This is a genomic window from Photobacterium kishitanii (assembly GCF_003026355.1).
Classification (GTDB): Bacteria; Pseudomonadota; Gammaproteobacteria; order Enterobacterales; family Vibrionaceae; genus Photobacterium; species Photobacterium kishitanii.
The window spans coordinates 33783-53602 of the sequence record NZ_PYON01000001.1 but is presented as its reverse complement, the minus strand read 5'-3'; the positions used below and the strand labels follow the sequence as shown (position 1 = coordinate 53602).

General features: G+C 38.1%; 15 protein-coding genes. 9 read left to right on the top strand and 6 right to left on the bottom strand.

Features of this window, described 5'->3' with window-relative positions; genetic code table 11:
- Positions 1–84 precede the first annotated feature (84 nt).
- From C0W29_RS00240 to C0W29_RS00225, 4 genes are all read left to right on the top strand, one after another.
- On the top strand, positions 85–981 hold the full coding sequence (locus C0W29_RS00240) for a 1,4-dihydroxy-2-naphthoyl-CoA synthase (protein ID WP_045044539.1): 897 nt from the start codon (positions 85–87) through the stop codon (positions 979–981).
- A gap of 290 nt (positions 982–1271) precedes the next feature.
- Entirely contained in the window at positions 1272–2960 is a 1689-nt protein-coding gene (locus C0W29_RS00235; RefSeq protein ID WP_045042058.1) for an NAD-dependent malic enzyme, read from the top strand.
- A 201-nt stretch (positions 2961–3161) separates the two neighbouring features.
- Entirely contained in the window at positions 3162–3926 is a 765-nt protein-coding gene (locus tag C0W29_RS00230; protein WP_045044540.1) for a SanA/YdcF family protein, read from the top strand.
- Between the two features lie 489 nt (positions 3927–4415).
- Positions 4416–5786, top strand: a complete 1371-nt coding sequence (locus C0W29_RS00225) for an SLC13 family permease (protein WP_045044541.1) — start codon at positions 4416–4418, stop codon at positions 5784–5786.
- 60 nt (positions 5787–5846) lie between these two features.
- Here C0W29_RS00225 and C0W29_RS00220 read toward each other — a convergent pair whose 3' ends face one another.
- The 3 genes from C0W29_RS00220 to phnW all read right to left on the bottom strand — a co-directional run bounded on the left by C0W29_RS00220 (position 5847) and on the right by phnW (position 8528).
- The gene (locus tag C0W29_RS00220; protein ID WP_045042061.1) at positions 5847–6245 is read right to left on the bottom strand and encodes a hypothetical protein; all 399 of its coding nucleotides are present in this window, start codon (positions 6243–6245) and stop codon (positions 5847–5849) included.
- Positions 6246–6549: 304 nt separating this feature from the next.
- A complete protein-coding gene (phnX, locus tag C0W29_RS00215) occupies positions 6550–7362 on the bottom strand; it encodes a phosphonoacetaldehyde hydrolase (RefSeq protein ID WP_045042062.1) in 813 nt (270 codons plus the stop codon).
- Between the two features lie 50 nt (positions 7363–7412).
- The gene (gene phnW, locus C0W29_RS00210; RefSeq protein ID WP_373455696.1) at positions 7413–8528 is read right to left on the bottom strand and encodes a 2-aminoethylphosphonate--pyruvate transaminase; all 1116 of its coding nucleotides are present in this window, start codon (positions 8526–8528) and stop codon (positions 7413–7415) included.
- A 274-nt stretch (positions 8529–8802) separates the two neighbouring features.
- Between phnW and C0W29_RS00205 the strand changes: the two genes are divergently transcribed.
- The 4 genes from C0W29_RS00205 (at position 8803) to phnR (ending at position 13729) form a co-directional block, all read left to right on the top strand.
- Positions 8803–9816, top strand: a complete 1014-nt coding sequence (locus tag C0W29_RS00205) for a putative 2-aminoethylphosphonate ABC transporter substrate-binding protein (protein WP_045044543.1) — start codon at positions 8803–8805, stop codon at positions 9814–9816.
- Positions 9817–9994: 178 nt separating this feature from the next.
- Positions 9995–11071 (top strand): putative 2-aminoethylphosphonate ABC transporter ATP-binding protein, encoded by a 1077-nt coding sequence (locus C0W29_RS00200; RefSeq protein WP_036794804.1) that lies wholly within the window; start codon positions 9995–9997, stop codon positions 11069–11071.
- Positions 11072–11095: 24 nt separating this feature from the next.
- Complete coding sequence (locus tag C0W29_RS00195) at positions 11096–12835, top strand: putative 2-aminoethylphosphonate ABC transporter permease subunit (protein WP_107174210.1); 1740 nt, start codon at positions 11096–11098, stop codon at positions 12833–12835.
- A gap of 153 nt (positions 12836–12988) precedes the next feature.
- Entirely contained in the window at positions 12989–13729 is a 741-nt protein-coding gene (phnR, locus tag C0W29_RS00190) for a phosphonate utilization transcriptional regulator PhnR (protein WP_045072038.1), read from the top strand.
- 41 nt (positions 13730–13770) lie between these two features.
- Here the strand turns inward: phnR and C0W29_RS00185 are convergent, their stop codons facing one another.
- Entirely contained in the window at positions 13771–15189 is a 1419-nt protein-coding gene (locus C0W29_RS00185; RefSeq protein ID WP_045042066.1) for an FAD-dependent oxidoreductase, read from the bottom strand.
- Between the two features lie 653 nt (positions 15190–15842).
- Here C0W29_RS00185 and C0W29_RS00180 point away from each other — a divergent pair.
- Complete coding sequence (locus C0W29_RS00180; protein ID WP_045042067.1) at positions 15843–16796, top strand: TerC family protein; 954 nt, start codon at positions 15843–15845, stop codon at positions 16794–16796.
- 83 nt (positions 16797–16879) lie between these two features.
- Here C0W29_RS00180 and C0W29_RS00175 read toward each other — a convergent pair whose 3' ends face one another.
- Entirely contained in the window at positions 16880–17611 is a 732-nt protein-coding gene (locus C0W29_RS00175) for an HAD family hydrolase (RefSeq protein WP_045042068.1), read from the bottom strand.
- Positions 17612–17759: 148 nt separating this feature from the next.
- A complete protein-coding gene (locus C0W29_RS00170) occupies positions 17760–19541 on the bottom strand; it encodes a L,D-transpeptidase family protein (protein ID WP_045042069.1) in 1782 nt (593 codons plus the stop codon).
- Between the last annotated feature and the right edge of the window lie 279 nt (positions 19542–19820).

Sequence of the window (19820 nt, the reverse complement as noted above, 5' to 3'; positions counted from 1 at the left end):
AATATGTCAGTTTATCCCCTCAATAATTGACTTTTTGCTGTAACTCCCTAGCCTTACAACATCTACTTATGGAGGCTGCGTCGTATGACTACCAAAACCATTTTTAACCCTGAATTATGGGAAGCCGTTCCGGGCTTTAACTTTGAAGATATCACTTACCATCGTGCTAAAGCGCATGGCACTGTACGTATTGCCATTGATCGCCCTGATTGCTTAAATGCCTTTCGTCCTAAAACTGTCGATGAACTTTACACCGCGCTTGATCATGCTCGTCAATGGTCAGATGTAGGCTGTGTGTTAATTACTGGTAATGGCCCATCTCATAAAGGACAGTGGTCTTTCTCATCAGGTGGTGATCAACGTATTCGTGGTAAAGATGGCTATAAATACGAAGGCGCTGAAGAAGGAACTGCTGATGTTGCTCGTATGGGTCGATTACATATCCTTGAAGTACAACGCCTTATTCGCTTTATGCCGAAAGTTGTAATTGCTGTTGTCCCTGGTTGGGCTGTTGGTGGTGGTCATAGTCTGCATGTTGTGTGTGACTTAACCCTCGCTTCTAAAGAGCACGCAGTCTTTAAGCAAACCGATCCTGATGTTGCATCATTTGATTCTGGTTATGGTTCTGCATATTTAGCGAAAATGATTGGTCAAAAACGTGCTCGTGAAATCTTCTTTTGTGGCTTTAACTACAGTGCTCAAGAAGCCTATGACATGGGTATGGTTAACAAAGTGGTTGATCATTTTAAGCTTGAAGAAGAAGCTCTTCGTTGGGCGAAAGAAATTAATAGTAAATCCCCAACAGCAATGCGCATGCTTAAATATGGTTTTAACTTACCTGATGATGGCCTTGTCGGTCAGCAATTATTTGCCGGTGAAGCAACACGATTAGCTTACGCATCGGAAGAAGCTCAAGAAGGCCGTGATGCTTTCCTTGAAAAACGCGATCAAGATTTCAGTAAGTTCCCTTGGCATTATTGATCCCAATAACAGCAAAATAATAATAAGATGATCATGTTTCGATGGCGGTACCGCCATTGAACGTATCTCATAAATAAAAGCCCTTACTTAAGGGCTTTTATTTTATAAAACGATTGATTGTTGCAAAAACCAGTCAAAAATTCACGTCCTAATAAAATAAACATCAGAAATATGACCGCTTTCTCGAAATAAATCACTCTACCCTTTGAATTATCAACGATGAAGTTCTAGCATTAGCAGCATTGAAATTCTCAGTCCTTTTTCTGGCTAATAGCAACAGAGTTTATCGTATGAACAACCATAAAAGACCTCTATACATTCCTTACGCCGGCCCAATACTTCTTGAGACGCCATTGTTAAATAAAGGCAGCGCATTCTCTGTTGAAGAGCGTATGTTCTTCAATCTAGAAGGTCTTCTTCCTGAAGCTATTGAATCAATCGAAGAGCAAACTGATCGTGCTTATCAGCAATATCAAAAATTCGATAATGATATGGATAAGCATATTTACTTGCGCAATATCCAAGATACTAATGAAACACTTTTTTACCGTCTTGTAGAAAATCACATCACAGAAATGATGCCGATCATCTACACGCCGACAGTTGGCTCTGCATGTGAAGATTTCTCAAATATTTATCGTCGTGGTCGAGGTTTATTTATTTCATACCCGAACCGTGATCGTATTGATGACATGCTTAACAATGCCTCTCGTCAAAATGTAAAAGTAATTGTTGTTACTGATGGTGAGCGTATTTTAGGTCTTGGTGATCAGGGTATTGGCGGTATGGGAATCCCAATCGGTAAACTGTCACTTTACACAGCTTGTGGTGGTATTAGTCCAGCTTACACCTTACCAGTAGTACTTGATGTAGGTACAAATAACCCACAACGTTTATCTGATCCAATGTACATGGGCTGGCGTCATGCTCGTATTACTGGCAAAGAATATGACAACTTTGTAGATGACTTTATTCAAGCAGTTAAGCACCGTTGGCCTGAAGCATTAATTCAGTTTGAAGATTTTGCTCAAAAAAATGCAATGCCATTGCTTGAACGTTACAAAGATAAAGTGTGTTGTTTTAACGATGATATTCAAGGTACAGCAGCTGTCACTGTTGGTTCATTATTAGCTGCATGTAAGGCTGCTGGCAGCAAATTATCAGATCAACGTGTAGCCTTCTTAGGTGCAGGCTCTGCTGGTTGTGGTATTGCTGAAGCGATTATTGCACAAATGGTTGCTGATGGTATTACTGATGAGCAAGCACGTAGCCAAGTATTTATGGTCGATCGCTGGGGCTTATTAGTTGAAAACATGCCAAACTTGCTTAACTTCCAGCAAGCATTGATCCAGAAAAACACTAATATCCAAGATTGGGAACTACTCGATAGTAATATTTCATTGTTAGATGTGATGCGTAATGCAAAACCAACAGTGTTAATCGGTGTTTCTGGTGTACCTGGATTATTCAGTGAAGAAGTGATCCGTGAAATGTACGCACATTGCCCACGTCCAATCATCTTCCCACTATCGAACCCAACCAGTCGTGTTGAAGCAACACCGTTTGACTTGATTCATTGGACTGAAGGTAATGCGTTAGTTGCAACAGGATCACCATTTGATCCCGTCATTTATGAGGGTAAAACTTACCCAATCGTTCAATGTAATAATAGTTATATTTTCCCTGGTATTGGTTTAGGTGTTCTTGCTGTTAATGCTCGTCGCGTAACAAACGAAATGTTAATGGAAAGTAGTCGAGCTTTAGCTGAATGTTCACCATTAGGCATTCATGGCGAAGGTCCATTATTACCAGGCCTAGAAGACATTCAAATAGTCTCTCGTAAAATTGCTTTTGCTGTTGCGAAAAAAGCGGTTGAGCAACATAAAGCACCTAAAAATTCTGATGAGCGTATTCGCGAAAAAATTGACGCGAACTTCTGGAAATCGGAATATCGCCGTTACAAACGTACTTCGTTCTAAGCCCAATATCAATTTATCACTAACATCCGAAGTGTTATTTAACGCTTCGGATTTTTTGCTAAAAGCGATTTAAGGCATGAGGTTGCGCACAAAATCCACAAACTATCTCTATTAGCACTACTGTTTTGGCTTTTTTAGACAAAAATATAAATTATTGAGGTAAGATATTAATAAAGCATTATATTTTGAGTTTGGATAATTATGAAACTGCTCAACATCATTCGCATTACTGCAGTTCTCTTTATCATCTTTGTTGCGACATTGTTGTTACTTGATCGTTGGGTTTCTGCACAAACAGAAAGTCGAATTTACCACGACCCAGCTAAACTACCGTCTTATAACGTAGGGTTAGTACTGGGAACCAGTAAATATATCGCTAAAACGCTTAATCCCTACTATGCCTATCGTATGTCTGCTGCTGTCGACCTATATAAAAAACACAAAGTAGATGTTTTTTTAGTCAGTGGTGACAATGCTCATCGTTCATATAATGAACCTCGTACAATGAAGCGTGACTTATTAAAAGCTGGTGTGGCTAAAGATGAGATTGTGTTGGATTATGCTGGCTTTCGTACTCTTGATTCTATTGTTCGAGCAAAAGAAGTCTTTGATACAAACCATTTTGTTATCATTACTCAGCAGTTCCATTGTGAACGCGCATTATTCATTGCTGATCACTACAACATCAATGCTACCTGCTTAGCGGTTAAAGAACCTCGCCGCGGTATTGCTAGTTTTAAAATTCGAGTGCGTGAAGTATTTGCTCGTGTCAAAGCGATGATTGATTTATTTATCCTACATGTACAACCTAAATTCTTAGGTCCTAAAGTACCCATTATAGATCCAGTAATAAAAGCGACATTTAAACAAGCCCCATTGCCTACAACTGAAAAGGTCGCTGTTGATATAATCTCCCCCTCTTCAGCAGTAACAACTACACCACAACCATCAATATCTGCACATTAAAAAAGCCAGCCACATTATAAATGCGTCTGGCTTATCGTTATCTATTATTCAAAAAATAACTAACTAGGTTTCTTACTATTCACTTGCGCAAAGACTCGATTACGGACAAGTCGCATATGCTCTTGAGCCTCTTTGTGAATTTTTTTAGTTAAACACAATTTTTTTTCTTTCATTGTTCACTAACCATAATGAAAACCAAAATAAACATCGTGTTGCATTTTCAATGCTAGCATAGATAAAAATCCTCTGCACTGACTATATTTTACAAAATTTTATAAAGCCCAACAGCAGTAAAACCACAACAATCCGCTATAAAAAATAAAACAAGAAATCACAGCAAGATCACAATAACCACAAAAAACAAACAACTATAACCTTATTAATATAACCCCATCACATTAACACCACCTCAACACAACGTATTATCACTTCCGCGAATTAAAGCTAACTATAAAAATAATGTAGCCTCAATATATGGAAGATTCACCTATGACAACCCTTACACTTACGCTCAAACATTGGCTATTAAATAGAAACAGTTTAATCCTTATTGGCAATAGCTTAATGATGCTTATTCTCCTCAATACATTACCTTTTGAACGTAATGTTGTTATTGGTTTAAGCATTCTATTTTTCGTTGCCGTTATGTGGTTGACTGAAGCTATTCATGTCAGTATTACTGCCCTACTCGTACCTCTATTTGCCGTTGGATTTGGCATTTTTGATACTTCCAAAGCGTTAGCCAGTTTTTCTAATCCAATCATCTTCTTATTTCTAGGAGGATTTGCACTTGCTGCGGCCTTGCATAAACAACAACTTGACCAAGTTATCGCAGATAAAGTTCTCATTGCGGCAAAAGGCAGGATGTCAGTTGCCGTATTTATGCTTTTTGGTGTTACCGCTGGATTATCAATGTGGATCAGCAACACTGCGACGACCGCGATGATGTTACCACTTGTACTTGGTGTCCTAAGTAAAGTGAATACTAAGAGTGGTCACAAAACGTATGTGTTTGTCCTTTTAGGCACAGCTTATTGTGCCAGCATTGGTGGTATAGCAACGATTGTCGGTAGCCCACCAAACGCCATTGCAGCAGCTGAAGTAGGTTTAAGCTTTACAGAATGGATGGCATTTGGTGTACCCGTTACAATTATTCTATTACCTCTTACTGTCGCATTACTGTATGTGACATTAAAACCGGACCTAAACCATCAATTTGAGCTAAATCATAATCAAATCCAATGGAGTAACGGTAAGTTAATCACTATGGCAATCTTTTTAGTGACAGTGACTTTGTGGATTTTCAGTAACCCTATTAATGCTTTTTTAGGTGGTTATTCCAAGTTTGATACCTTGGTGGCTTTAAGCGCAATTATAATGCTAGCCGTATCAAGAGTTGTAGAGTGGAAAGATATAAAAAATTCAACAGACTGGGGTGTATTACTACTCTTTGGAGGCGGTATTTGCTTAAGTAATATTCTTAAAGCAACGGGAACTAGCGTCTTTCTTGCTACTGCTCTAAGTGATATGTTACAGCAAGCGGGTCTTTTATTAACGATTCTCTGTGTAGCAATTTTTGTCGTCTTTCTTACTGAGTTTGCTAGTAATACCGCGAGTGCTGCTTTACTTGTCCCTGTTTTTGCAACAGTGGCTGAAGCACTTGGCGTATCACCCGTTATATTATCAGCCTTAATTGCAATTAGTGCATCTTGTGCATTTATGTTACCTGTTGCGACACCACCAAATGCAATTGTATTTAGTACGGGTTATATAAAACAAAGTGAGATGATGCGAGTCGGATTTTATTTAAATATCGTCTGTATTATCTTTTTAACTGTATTTACATGGTTATTCTGGTAAAAAGAAAGTACGCCCCAACAAAAAAGGTGACAGTAATCGTCACCTTTTTTATTAATAACTTTAATCTAAATTAAACAATAGTTGCTCACTATTACCCTGAACAAATTCAATAGTGCCATTAATTCTATTATCTAATTCCTTTATTTGTTGTTCATCAAGAGAGTATGGAAGATAAACAATAAGCTGCTTAATGCCCTCTTGCTTAGCTAAATATAACAATCGAATTAAATTATGTGTGTCACTAACATTAGTTGATAACACTTTTAATGCTTTTTTTTCTAATTGCTCAGCACAAGATAAAGGATTTTTTTCCGTTGTTTTTACTGCCACTTCAAATGAAGGGATTAGATATTTTAGAACATCTATAAATGACAAACGTTGCTGACATGATTTAGACAGGAAACCTGTATAATCATAAATAATCGTATTTTCTGCAACGTTATCAATTACTGCTTCCATAGCTATCCTTAGTCAGAAACATAATATTCATTATCATATAATCTATACATCGTTAATAGGACTAACGAATGTAATTACTATACGTCTATATCAATTTTAATTGTACATATCACAATTAAAATATGCGACTAATATCACAAAAACAACACAGATAAATAAATAAAAACACATGAAAAAACAATTATTTAACAATGAGTGTACATTCTAGATATTATAAAAAAGCAACTAATATACAAAATCCCTCACTACTCTAAAAATAGCTGATAGCAATAATTTTAATAAATGCCACCAGCGGCCATTCGTTTTAAGAAGGCCTTTCTCCAGATGCTAATTTCTCATTAATTTCGCGAATAACGGTTGGTAAATCAGCTATTGTATCAATCATATAATCAGGTTTTGAGTGACTAAAAGCCTTTTGAGCAATATCGCGCGCCTGAGCTAAAGTAGCCAAATCCGCAGCTTGATACTCAGCTAACGTCATTCCAGCCTCATTACCAGACAATAGCAATGCAACTGTCCACACGCCTGCATTTTTACCTTCCATAATGCCAGGAGCCGAGTCATCTACTTTGACACATGTTTTTACATCATCGACACCCAATTCAATCATATTCTTTAATACCATATAAGGTGCAGGTCGTCCTCCAACGATTAAATCATCAGTTGCTACAACATAATCAGGATTAAAACCATTATCCTTTAATGCTGGCAGCAAAGCATTTAAGACTGCTCTTGGATAACCCGTACAAGCACCAATTTTAATATTTTGTGATCGTAATTGACTCATCACTTGTTCTGTATGCGGAATTAATTCAGCATGATCTTCAACTTTAGCTATTTGTAATGGCATAAAGGTGTCATAAATTATATTGATATCCGCAACTGTCATTGGACGATTAAACTGCGCCAGCCAGCGTGCTGCAACCTCAGGTAATTCACCAACAGCTTTTATATGATCCCATTTACCTAGCCCCATCGGCACTCGTGCTTCAGTGAGTGATATATCAAAGTCAAATCCGCGTCGAAAAGCCTCAACAAAAATAGTTGTTGGTGCGAATGAACCAAAATCAACGACAGTACCCGCTAAATCGAAAATGACAGCTTGAACTTGTTTCATTATTATTTCCTTATATATTTAATTAGATAGAATCTGAATTTTCATGAATATTAATTTTCATCACGCCAATACATTGATGTTTTAATTACTGCAATTAAACGGTTAATATCATCTGGATATACATCACCGATATTACCAATACGGAAACAATCGGCATTTGAAACCTTGCCGGGATATATAACAAAGCCTTTATTTTTTAGTTCATTATAAAAAAGTTTAAAGTCGTACCTTGGATCTGTTGGCGATAAAAATGATGTGATAATTGGAGAATGTAAATCTTCACTAAGCAAACAACGAAAACCTAAATTTTGCATTCCGCTAACTAATAAATATTGATTCGTTAAATAACGTTGATGACGAACATTCACTCCACCTTCTTGCTTTAATTCAATTATCGCTTGATAAAAAGCTCGTACTGTATGCGTTGGAGAGGTAAAACGCCATTTCCCCTGATGCTGTTGCATACATTGCCATTGTGCATATAGATCAAAAGCTAATGATCGCGCACGCCCTTCACATAATTCAAGTTGTGATTGTTTAGCTATAACAAATGCAAATCCTGGTACACCTTGAATACATTTATTGGCTGAACTGATCATAAAATCAATCCCTAACTCACCAATATCCAATGGAATTCCGCCAAAACTCGACATCGCATCAAGGATCATAATTTTATTACGTGTTTTTACGACATCACAAATAGCGGCAATAGGATTTAACATTCCAGTTGTCGTTTCGCAATGCACCATCGCAACATGGGTAATTGTATTGTCAGCATCTAAGATATCTGCAATTTGGGTAGCTGTTGGATACTCAGTTTCAGCCAGCCTAATAACGTGATGATCAATTTTTAAATATTGGGCAATTTCTCCCATTCGTTCGCCATAAGTACCATTGCTTACCACTAATAATTTATCATCATCCGTCATTACTGAACCGATAGTGGCTTCTACTGATGCACTGCCACTACCCTGCATCAACACTGAGGTATAGCCTTGATGTTTAGTCGCTAATTTCACCAGTTCAGCACGAATAACTTCAACAATATCTTGGTTATAATCATCATCCCATGTACACCAATCTTGAAGCATTGCAGCTCGAACAGTGGCCGTTGTTGTTAAGGGCCCAGGGGTTAATAGCAAATATTGGTTGGTTGTTTTTTCCATCATAAATTCCATTTGGACTATACCAGATGACAAAACTATAACGGCATCCAGTTGATCCTGTAAATCCCTCAGAATCAGAGTTAATAAAACATTCACAAACCCTATTTGCTGTTTTTATGCTGTCATATAAAGCCAATAAAACCGCATTAAAAGTGCCATTTATTAATAATAGAAATGTCATATCTCCGCTCTAGCATCAGTAGCATTCAAACTGGTACATACCAATACGATTTAACATCAATATTGTGAAATTTCATATCATGGAGATCGTTTAATGAAAAACCGCTGGATACTTGCCCCATTAGCTGCCATTGCCACACTATCGACACCGCATGCTTTTGCTGCGGAACAACTCACAGTCTATAGTGCTTTTGAAACGGATATGCTAGCTAAATTCAAGCAGGGTTTTGAACAAGCAAACCCAGATATTACAATTAAATGGGTCCGTGATTCGACAGGAATAATGACCGCTAAATTACTCGCAGAAAAAGACGCTCCACGTGCAGATGTTGTATGGGGGTTAGCGGGTTCATCAATGGCATTACTTAAAGATAATGGCATTTTAAAAGCCTATACACCGAAAGGAATTGAGTCGATAAGACCTAACCTTATCGACCCCCAACCCAATAAAGCATGGTTTGGTAATGATGCCTTTTTTATTGCCGTTTGCTATAACGAAGTCGTTGCTAAACAATTAGGACTAGAAAAGCCAACATCATGGCAAGATTTACTTAAACCGCAATATCAAGGTCATATTGCCATGCCAAACCCTGCCTCATCAGGCACTGGTTATATGCAAGTTTCAGCTTGGCTACAATCAATGGGTGATAAAGCCGGCTGGGCTTATATGACCGAACTTGATAAAAATATCGATCATTATACCCATTCAGGTTCTAAGCCTTGTGTACAAGCGGCTCAAGGTGAAGTTGCTATTGGTATTTCAATGGCTATTCGTGGTGCGACCTTAAAAAATCAAGGAGCTCCAATTGATATTATCTTGCCTAAAGAAGGTGTTGGCTGGGAAGCTGAAGCTGTCGGTCTCATTAATACTCAGTCCGATGCCGCAAAACGCCTAGTTGATTGGTCGGTGTCTACTGATGCGAATAAACTCTATAATCAATTTTATCCCGTTGTTGGTATCAAATCCGAATCTCACCCAATTGCCAACTATCCCAATGTAGAGCAAGCAATGGCTAATATGGATTTTTCTAAGATGGCCTCCCACCGCACTGCCATTCTTAAATTATGGTCGCAAAAATTTGATAGCAAATCAGAGCCAAAATCATAATTAATAATATATACCAATAAAGAACAATACCCATAGCGATCACTTGCTGTGGGTTTTTGCGTTATTTAAAACAAATATACTGATTTACTGCTGTCTTATTAACGTCAAACTTACGTCATTGAAGTGTCACGCTTTACCTCTAGATTTGGTATATACCAATTTTAAAGAGTTAAATAATATGGATACTTACCTTAAAGTTAACAATGTTTGTAAGCATTTTGGTCAATTTACTGCATTAAATAATATCTCCTTGGAAATTTATAAAGGAGAATTCATCTGCTTTCTAGGACCTTCTGGATGCGGTAAAACGACCTTATTGCGGGCTATTGCTGGAATGGATTTAGCGAGTTCTGGTTACATTGAGCAAAATGGTATAGAAACGACTTTTCTCGCACCTGAAAAACGTGATTTTGGGATTGTTTTTCAATCTTACGCTTTATTTCCTAATCTTACCGTAGCTGAAAATATTGGACTCGGATTAAGAAACCAAGGAAAAAATATAAAACAAACCGATGAAGTCGTTCAATATTGGTTAGATCTGATTGGCTTGCCTGATTCTGGTATCAAATATCCCAATCAACTATCAGGCGGCCAACAGCAACGTATTGCACTCGCACGTGCTTTAGCTCTATCTCCAGGATTATTATTATTAGATGAACCGTTATCGGCACTAGATGCTAAGGTTCGAACCCATTTACGTGATGAAATCTGTCAACTTCAGCGTAAATTGGGAATTACCACAATTATGGTCACCCATGATCAAGAAGAAGCTCTAGCGATGGCTGACCGAATCGTGGTCATGAATCATGGTGTCATCGAGCAAATAGGTACTCCCCAACAAATATACCAACAACCAGCCTCTCGTTTCGTTGCCGAATTTGTTGGTAACATGAACTTTATTAGCAGTTCTGTTGTGAGTGATAGTTGTATTCGAATAGGTGAAACACTCTTACCCAAACCATGCAATAGCCTAAAACGTGGTGATAGATTTGAGATGGGTTTACGCCCAGAGGATCTCCACTTCACAGAAAATGGTCATCATTCTGCGTCCTCTTTTCCTGTCCAAATTGAAGATCTTGAATTCCAAGGTACTTATGTGCGCGCCAATTGTAAAATACGTGGAATCCATAACCATAATAACATCAAAGTTGATGTTCCTATTCGAGAATTACGCCGTTTAGCGTTAGAAGAAGGTCATTACCTCAACGTAAACCTTAATCATAAGCACACGCATATTTTTAGTGCTCAGTGCTGATCGTTGGCAATAGGAATTATCATCATGGCTTCAATATTACCCACTCATACCACCGCGCTATTACCCCAAAAAACACTGACAACTAAATTAACGCTTTTTCGTCACAGTTTAAGTCGCGATAACCTTCTTTTAGCAACTATTTTAATTTTATTAACGATTGGCATGAGTGTATTTATTCTTGCGCCACTTTTTACCATGCTACTTAAAAGCCTCCAAAGTAACAGTGGACAATTTATCGGCCTGAACAATTTTAGAGACTACTTTTCGTCATCAGCAATGTGGCAGTCATTACGTAATACCCTCTTTATTGGTGTTATGGTTACGAGCTTAGTTAGCGTGTTAGCATTTGGCTTTGCTTACGCATTAACTCGAAGTTGTATGCCATTTAAAAGTCTATTTAATGTGTTGGGATCGGCACCTATTTTAGCGCCATCATTATTACCCGGTATTAGTCTTATTTACTTATTAGGTAATCAAGGTATAGCAAAAGATATCTTAATGGGGCATTCAGTATACGGCCCTATAGGTATCACCATTGGTTTAACATTTTGGTGTTTCCCACATGCTTTAATGATAATAAAAACCTCATTACGTACTTCTGACGCCCGCCTTTATGAAGCAGCACAGGCTCTCAATACTTCGCCAATAAAAACCTTTTTTATTGTCACTCTCCCTGGCGCTAAATATGGCCTAATTAGTGCCATTATTGTTGTTTTCACATTGGTCGTATGTGATTTCTGTGTACCTAAAGTCATTGGTGGAAGCTATAATATTTTAGCTACTGATATTTTTAAGCAAGTCGTTGGACAACAAAACTTTTCAATGGGTGCGGTAACAAGCGTAATACTGTTAATCCCTGCTTTATTTGCTTTTGGCGCTGACCGTTGGGTACAAAAAAAACAAAAAGGATTATTCGATTCCCGATCAGTGGCTTATATACCTCAAAAAAATATTATTCGAGACACAGCCTGTTTATTTTTTTGTGCCGTTATCAGTATTTCTATTATCACTATTATTGGGATGGCGATCTACGGATCTTTCGTCACATTTTGGCCTTGGAATTTAACGATCAGTCTGCACAATTATGACTTTTCACAATTTAGCACTGATGGCTGGCAACCTTATTTTAACTCACTAAAGTTAGGCACATTAGTCGCGACTATTGGCACTGTAACTGTATTTATTGGCGCGTACTGTATTGAAAAAGGCCGTTCTCTTGGGCCACTACGTAACCTATTACAAATGTTAGCAATTGTACCTATGGCTGTACCCGGCATGGTATTAGGCCTAGGTTATATTTTCTTTTTTAATACTAGTCATAATCCATTATCAATGCTTTACGGCACTTTAACTATTTTAGTGATTAACACTGTAGTTCACTACTATACGGTAGGACATATGACAGCGGTTACCGCTCTTAAACAACTCCCCGCAGAAGTCGAGGCTATTTCCGCATCAATTAACCTACCGCAATATAAAACATTTTTTAAGGTCACCGTACCTGTATGTGCCCCTGCGATTTTAGAAATCATGGTGTATCTGTTTATTAATGCAATGACAACAACTTCTGCCATCGTTTTCCTATACGGTGCCGATACGATGCCAGCTTCTGTTTCTGTGCTTAATATGGATGATGCAGGACAAACAGGTCCTGCAGCAGCAATGGCTGTCATGATTTTACTCACTGCCGCCTTGGTAAAACTTGGGCATATTGGAATTGGGCATTGGTTGGAAACTCATACTCAAGCATGGCGTAAACGTTAATCTTAATTAAAAACAACAACTAAAAAGCCACTACTGGGTATAATTATTAGCCATGATAATCTATGGTTATGATAACTGAGGTTATTGTAACTTAAGTTACCATGGCTTATTTTTTCATTCGCTCATATGAGTACTTATATAAAGAGAATACTGGTGCAATATTTAAAAATTAAGGATGCCATCAACCAACAAATAAACACAGGCATACTACAAATCGGCCATAAACTTCCCGCAGAAAGAAAACTTGCAGAGTCATTTAATACCACCCGAATTACCTTAAGGGAGGCATTAGCATTATTAGAATCAGAGGGTAAGATTTACCGAGAAGATCGCCGCGGTTGGTTTGTATCTCCACCAGCACTTATCTATGATCCTAATTACACCACTGAATTTGCAGCAATGGCAATTGCTCAAGATAGAAAACCACATTCAGTGTTATTATCTGCACAATTGATTCATGCGAATCAGCATATTGCCACATTACTCAATATTACAACCAACGACAGCGTTTACCGTATTGAACGATTACGTTCTCTCGATAGCCGCCCAGTGGTAGTGGTCACCAATTATATTCTACCCGAATTTTTTCCTGACTTACTCAAACACGATATTACCCATTCATTAACAGTAACCTACCGCGAGCACTATCAACGGATCTACACTAAAACCCGCTTTCGCATCAGTACAACCTCGCTTAACGGTAATACTGCGAGTGCATTACGAGCAACGGCTGGAAGTCCAGCAATGTTTGTTGAACGACTCAATTATGATCAACATGATAATTTAATCGATTGTGACTTAGAATATTGGCGTCATGATGCTATTCGTATTGAGTCCCTTGCGACTTTATCATCAGCATGCTTACATAAAACAACGCAAAAAAAAATGAGCTAACATGTTAGCTCATCTAAATTCTGACTAACAACGCTAACAAATTAACGTTTATCCGCCTTCCCTGCTGCATTCGCAAATTTAGCCAATTGCATATCAATCCAAAATGGCTGTTGCTCATTATCTTCAGCAGTTTCTTTACGTCGAATCGCATTACGCACTAGCATTGCCCCTATCCAACGTATCGGCTCAGGTGGGAAATAACCTTTAGGACCAGAAACAAGTCCGCATTGACTCCATTGATTCTGCTGCTCTAACACTAATGATGCCAGAATTTGGCCGCCAATCCATGTTTGAGCAACACCATTACCAGAGTAACCAAGCCCATAAACGATATCCTTATGATTATTTAAATGACCAAAAAAAGGCAATCCCGTTGTCGAGCGATCAGACGCTCCTGTCCATGTTGCTGCAAAAGGTTGTTGCTGTAATGAGGGAAAAATACGATTAAATGATTGACGTAACAACGGCGTGTAACGGCTAGGCTGATCAAAAACAGCTGAAATTTTATTCGCAAAAGCAAAATGATTTCCGCCTTTACCTAACATCAACCGTCCATCAGGCGTACTACGGTAATAATGCACAAAAATGCGTGAATCAATGACTGTTTTACCGTCTTTTAAACCTGTTTCAAATAGTTTTTGTGGGATCTGCTCAGTGATCGCCATATCAGAAGACACTAATACCACGCTGCGCTTAAACTGCGGAAACTTCTCGAGCATCCACGCATTTAATGCTAATACGACTTTATTCGCAAAAATATCAGCGTTAGGGGTCGTAATCGTCACTGGTGAATCAGTGCTAATCGCTTCCATTGGCGTATTTTCATAAATCTTTACGCCTAACTGCTCTGCTACACGTTTTAAACCACGGGCAAGCAATGCAGGTTGTACACTCGCTGCAGCAGGAGAAAAGAATCCCTCACGATGTAATGCTGACCCCGCAGCCTGCTGAACATGCTCGTGCTGCCATTGTTGCCAACTATTTATTTGATGCTTATCAAGTTGTGCCATAACAGCATCCATACCACCTTGTTGTGCGCTGTTAGTCGCAGTATATAAAGTGCCATTTAGACGTAATTGGGCATCAATATTATACTCACGACAAAAATCATCTATTGCATACACTGCCTGCTCTGATGCTTTCACTAGCCGAACTGCTTCTTGTTCACCATAGAGCTTTTTCATTGAAGTATATTTTGTAGACCATGTCAGCATACAGCCGCCATTACGTCCAGATGCGCCACTCCCACAAAGTCCTTTATCAATGACGACAATATCTAGCTCAGGCTGTTGCTGCTTTAATAATATTGCAGTCCATAACCCCGTATAGCCACCACCAACAATGCAAATATCTGTTTGGATATCATTCTCAAGTGGTATGGGATAACTGTTTGGTTCTTGTGCTAATGCTTCACTAAACCAGTACGGTGTAAATGTTTTTTGTTGATTTGAAGAGTCCATTAATCGCCCTTTATTGGTATAGACCAAAACAGCATTTATCGTATCGTGCTCATATTAAGAATTAGTGACCGTACTTGCAGTGCAACATAAACTTCATTTTTGAGCATATTGTCAGCGAACTAAGCTGCCTATTCCACACAACTAAATAATTAAACGATATTTTATTCATCAAATTCACACGCAATCGCACCAAATTGAAGCAATTTAAGATATTGCGCCAAATTAACCTCAAAAACGACTGGTAACTTATCGCGTACAAGTCTAAAATTGCCCCGTTTGGGGAGTAGTCACATTTGTTCGCCTGTCGTCATCTCGAAGCCATAAGCTTCCGGCAGCCGTGAATGGATTTGCTTGCAGTACCGATGTCAGCCATAGATATCGCTGCTAGCACCATTTTGACGAGACCAATGCCATTATCGTTTACATAAAAATGTAATCGAACCTATGCAATATAATTGCGTGGGTTTTTTTTAATGCGCGGAAGGTTTTGTTTAGGCTCGCCTATGGCATACCTTTCGTATTTTATTCTGCGTAATAACATATTGTTATGAAACTTGTTTTTGTTTAACTCTATTATTTTACAAATTCAAATAAACAACAAAACTAATAGCAATAAATTATCACGCCAGAAATTTATATAAAGAGAGAACTCTATGAGTATTTTTAGTTATGAAGGGTTTGCTGTATTAACAATATTAATGCTTGCGCTCGATTTGTACCAAACACGTGGTGGTAAAATATCGATTAAAACAGCTGCACTTTGGAGTGTTTTTTGGGTATTTTTAGCCTTCATTTTTATGGGCTTTATTTACCTATATTGGCCACAAATGGCACCAGAGAGCACATATACAAATAAACAAGCAGCAACATCATTTATTACTGGCTACTTATTAGAAAAATCTCTAAGTGTTGATAACTTATTCGTCTTTGCGCTAATTTTTGGTCAATTTGCGGTACCAGAACGTTTACGTCCTCGTATTCTAATGCTTGGTATTGTTGGCGCTCTCATCTTACGTGCTGGTATGATTGGCGTTGGTGCTAAACTATTAGCAGACTACCACTGGATCCTTTATATCTTCGCTGTTTTCTTACTTTACACTGGCTTTAAGCTTTGGCGTGAAGGTGAGGAAGAACAAGAAGATTTCTCAAATTCAGCGCCTGTTCGCCTCGTAAAGCGATTTTTTAGAATTACTGACGATTACCATGATCATAAAATGTTCGTCAAAGACGATAAAGGCTGGCTTGCAACACCATTATTAGTGGTAGTCGCGGTTATTGCACTTACCGATGTGATGTTCGCACTAGATTCGATTCCTGCTATTTTTGCTGTTACGCAAGAAGCATTCCTCGTCTTTACTGCTAACGTGTTTGCCCTACTTGGCTTACGTTCACTATATTTCGTATTAGAAGGTATGCTAACCCGTTTCTGTTACTTACGTGTTGCTTTAGCCTTCATTTTAAGTTTCATCGGTATCAAAATGTTACTTGTCGGTTCGCCATATGCGATTCCAACAGTTATTTCACTTTGCGTGATCATTCTTTCCATCACGATAGCTATCAGCGCATCACTATGGAAAACACGTAAGCTTGAAACAACCGAACAATAATCACTACGATTAACTGATTAAACAAAAAATGCCACTGCTAACTGCAGTGGCATTTTTATTTGCTATTCAATAAGATTTGATAACTACGCAAAATGTTGAGTAATCACATCTAATAGTTGCTGAGGTTCAGTCACAATATACATTGGTGTAATTTGTGAAAGCTTATCGTGATCACTTGCTTTGCCTGTATCAACCCACACGCTAGCAATACCAGCATTGTTTGCCCCAGCAATATCTGCCGTTAATGAGTCACCCATATGTAACGCTTCATTTGGCTGACAACCCACTAAATCTAATGCTTTTTGGAAAATACTTAACGCCGGTTTTTCTGCCGGTTCTTCCCCGCCAACAATAATATAATCGACATGCTCATCCATCGCTGTCGCGGCAAGTTTAGGATGTTGCGAAAAGATAGGGCCATTAGTAATCACCACCAGCTTATAATGTTGACGCAAAGAAGCTAACATCGCTTTTACTTCAGGAAAGAAATCAAACCCTGCCATTCGACCATCATCAAATGAAGCTTGAATAACGACAGCTTGCTCAACGGTAATAGTTAATTGTTGTTGAGCAAATAAGGTCTGTACTAACGTTTGCCTAAACAGCAATTCATTATCTAATAACGCCACTAATTGTGGAAATTCATTGTTAAGCTGTTTATAAACACCTGCAATATAACGTTGACAAAAAACATCTGCATTCAAGGTCGGAAATTGGGATTGGACATAATGTTTTAAAGTAGCCAATGCCTGTTTATCTGCAATCGATGTCGCGCATAATGTTTCATCCATATCTAAAAAAATAGCTTTTAACATTACTTCCTCGTTGTGCCACACACGACACCCTGACAATATTGATTTCAAAATAATCGCTAAATTCTACCCTGAGTAAATACATTTAGCACATAAAAAAAGCCAACACCTAAGTGCTGGCTTTAATATATATTACATAATTAGCAATAATTTAGCGTTTAACAAAATCTTTCATAGTGATGAACTTTGTTTTGATAGGCGTTGCTCGTGGTGAGTCATAACCATAAATATCATTACGCATTTGTAGATGACCATTCTGATCAACCCATGCGGTTAAGTAAACAAAATCAACATCAATACGTTTTGAAAGACTTACAACCTTATGCTGCTTTGTATCCAACATTGTTTTAAAAGGCGCAATATTACTACGCTTTTGATAATCGATAACATAATTTGCCAAATCATCTGCACGTTCAACTCGAACACAACCAGAACTCAAGTCACGTTTATTACGGTTAAACAAACCATGTGATGGCGTATCATGCAAGAAGATAGCGTAATCATTTGGCATCAAGAATTTCACATTACCCAATGAGTTATGAGGACCTGGGCCTTGTTGGAATTCATGCGGGAATGTTTTTGGATTTACTGTCGCCCAATCAATACTACTTGGTGGAACAACAGTACGATCACTCCAGCTATTTAAAATCTGCATATTATGCTCTTTCAAATAATCACGAGAAATCTTAACTTTTGGAATCACATCATGCTGTTTAATCGTAATAGGCACGTTCCAATATGGATTTACTACCATGGTCGTGATTGCTGATGAGAATAAATTCGTTGGACGCGTATCACGCCCTACAATCACTTTTGATTCAAATACTTTTTTACCGTTATCGTACAGTTCTAACTTATAGTTAGGAATATTAACCCAAATATGAGCACGCTTATCGTTATGACGATTTAATGCTGAAACACGCAAAGTATTTAACGCTAATAACCGCGCAATATCACTGTATGGCACCACTAATTGCTTGATTGTAGCTGGGCCTACAATACCATCAGGTACTAAGCCATGACGTTGCTGGAATAATTTAAGACTCGCTAACAATGCTCCTGAATTAGCCACTGTTGGTTGTACTGATAACGTATCATGATCAGCTTGGCTTAAATCACCTAAATGATAAAGAACCTGTACCACTTCATGTCCATTAGGTAACACATCTCCTGGACGATAAACGACAGATTTAAAACTTGCACTGGTTAAATGATGAGGTGCCAATTGTTGGTACTTCTCAATCATTTTCATGGTTGATTCAAATGGAATATAGGTAGGACGATATGTTTTAAGCTTCGCCATTGTCATTGGGTAAGCATCCTCACCGCCGCCATATTGAACCATTACTTGGCTCATATTTACAGGCTGAGATAAGAACAATACATCACGGTGATGAGCAATATAATTTAGGAATGCGCGATAGACATAATAAGTATCGGTAGCTAAAAGATCATAACCTTGTTGATTACCCTCTTTTTCTAATCGGTGCATTTCAGTAAGACGCTGACGAATACCAGATAACATATTAGTATCTGCGAGTGCTTTTAGCTGCAATTCAAATTCATTACGTAACGCTGCGTTTTGCCAAAGTGGGTAGAATTTATTTTGCGCATAAGCTTGTTCTATTTGTGTTGTAAAGCACACATTACTCGTCGTGTTACCACACAACATTTTTGTACTCAGTAAATGTTGATTATTTAATGAAGACCAATCAACACTACCTGTTGTTAACGGTGCTTTTCTCACACCAACAGGCATTGTAGGTAGTACTGTACTTGGGCCAACAACCTGCACATTATTCGGTGCAACGGCAGCGACATTTTGTGGAACAGCAGGGCTCACTTCAGCAGCAAAAACACTACCAGGAACCATCAGCGACAAAACTAAAAGTTTGCTAACACGCTTAGCAACAATACGTTGAGGATTTAACATCGTCAAAGCGATCCTTACCTATATAATAGAATGAAATACACCATACCTAGCATTACAGCTTATCTTACTTGATATGCAATGACGGCAATCCATAGTTTATAAAAAACTAACTTGCTATATTTAGACAAATTTTAGCAAATGATACAATTCAAAAAATGGAACTTTAAAAATTAATTATGCCCTATCATGATTTTTTATCTTTAAAAATTAGAAATAGCAAGTACAACAATTTGATTTTATAGCATTTTAATTCGTTAAATTTAATATAGCACTATAAAA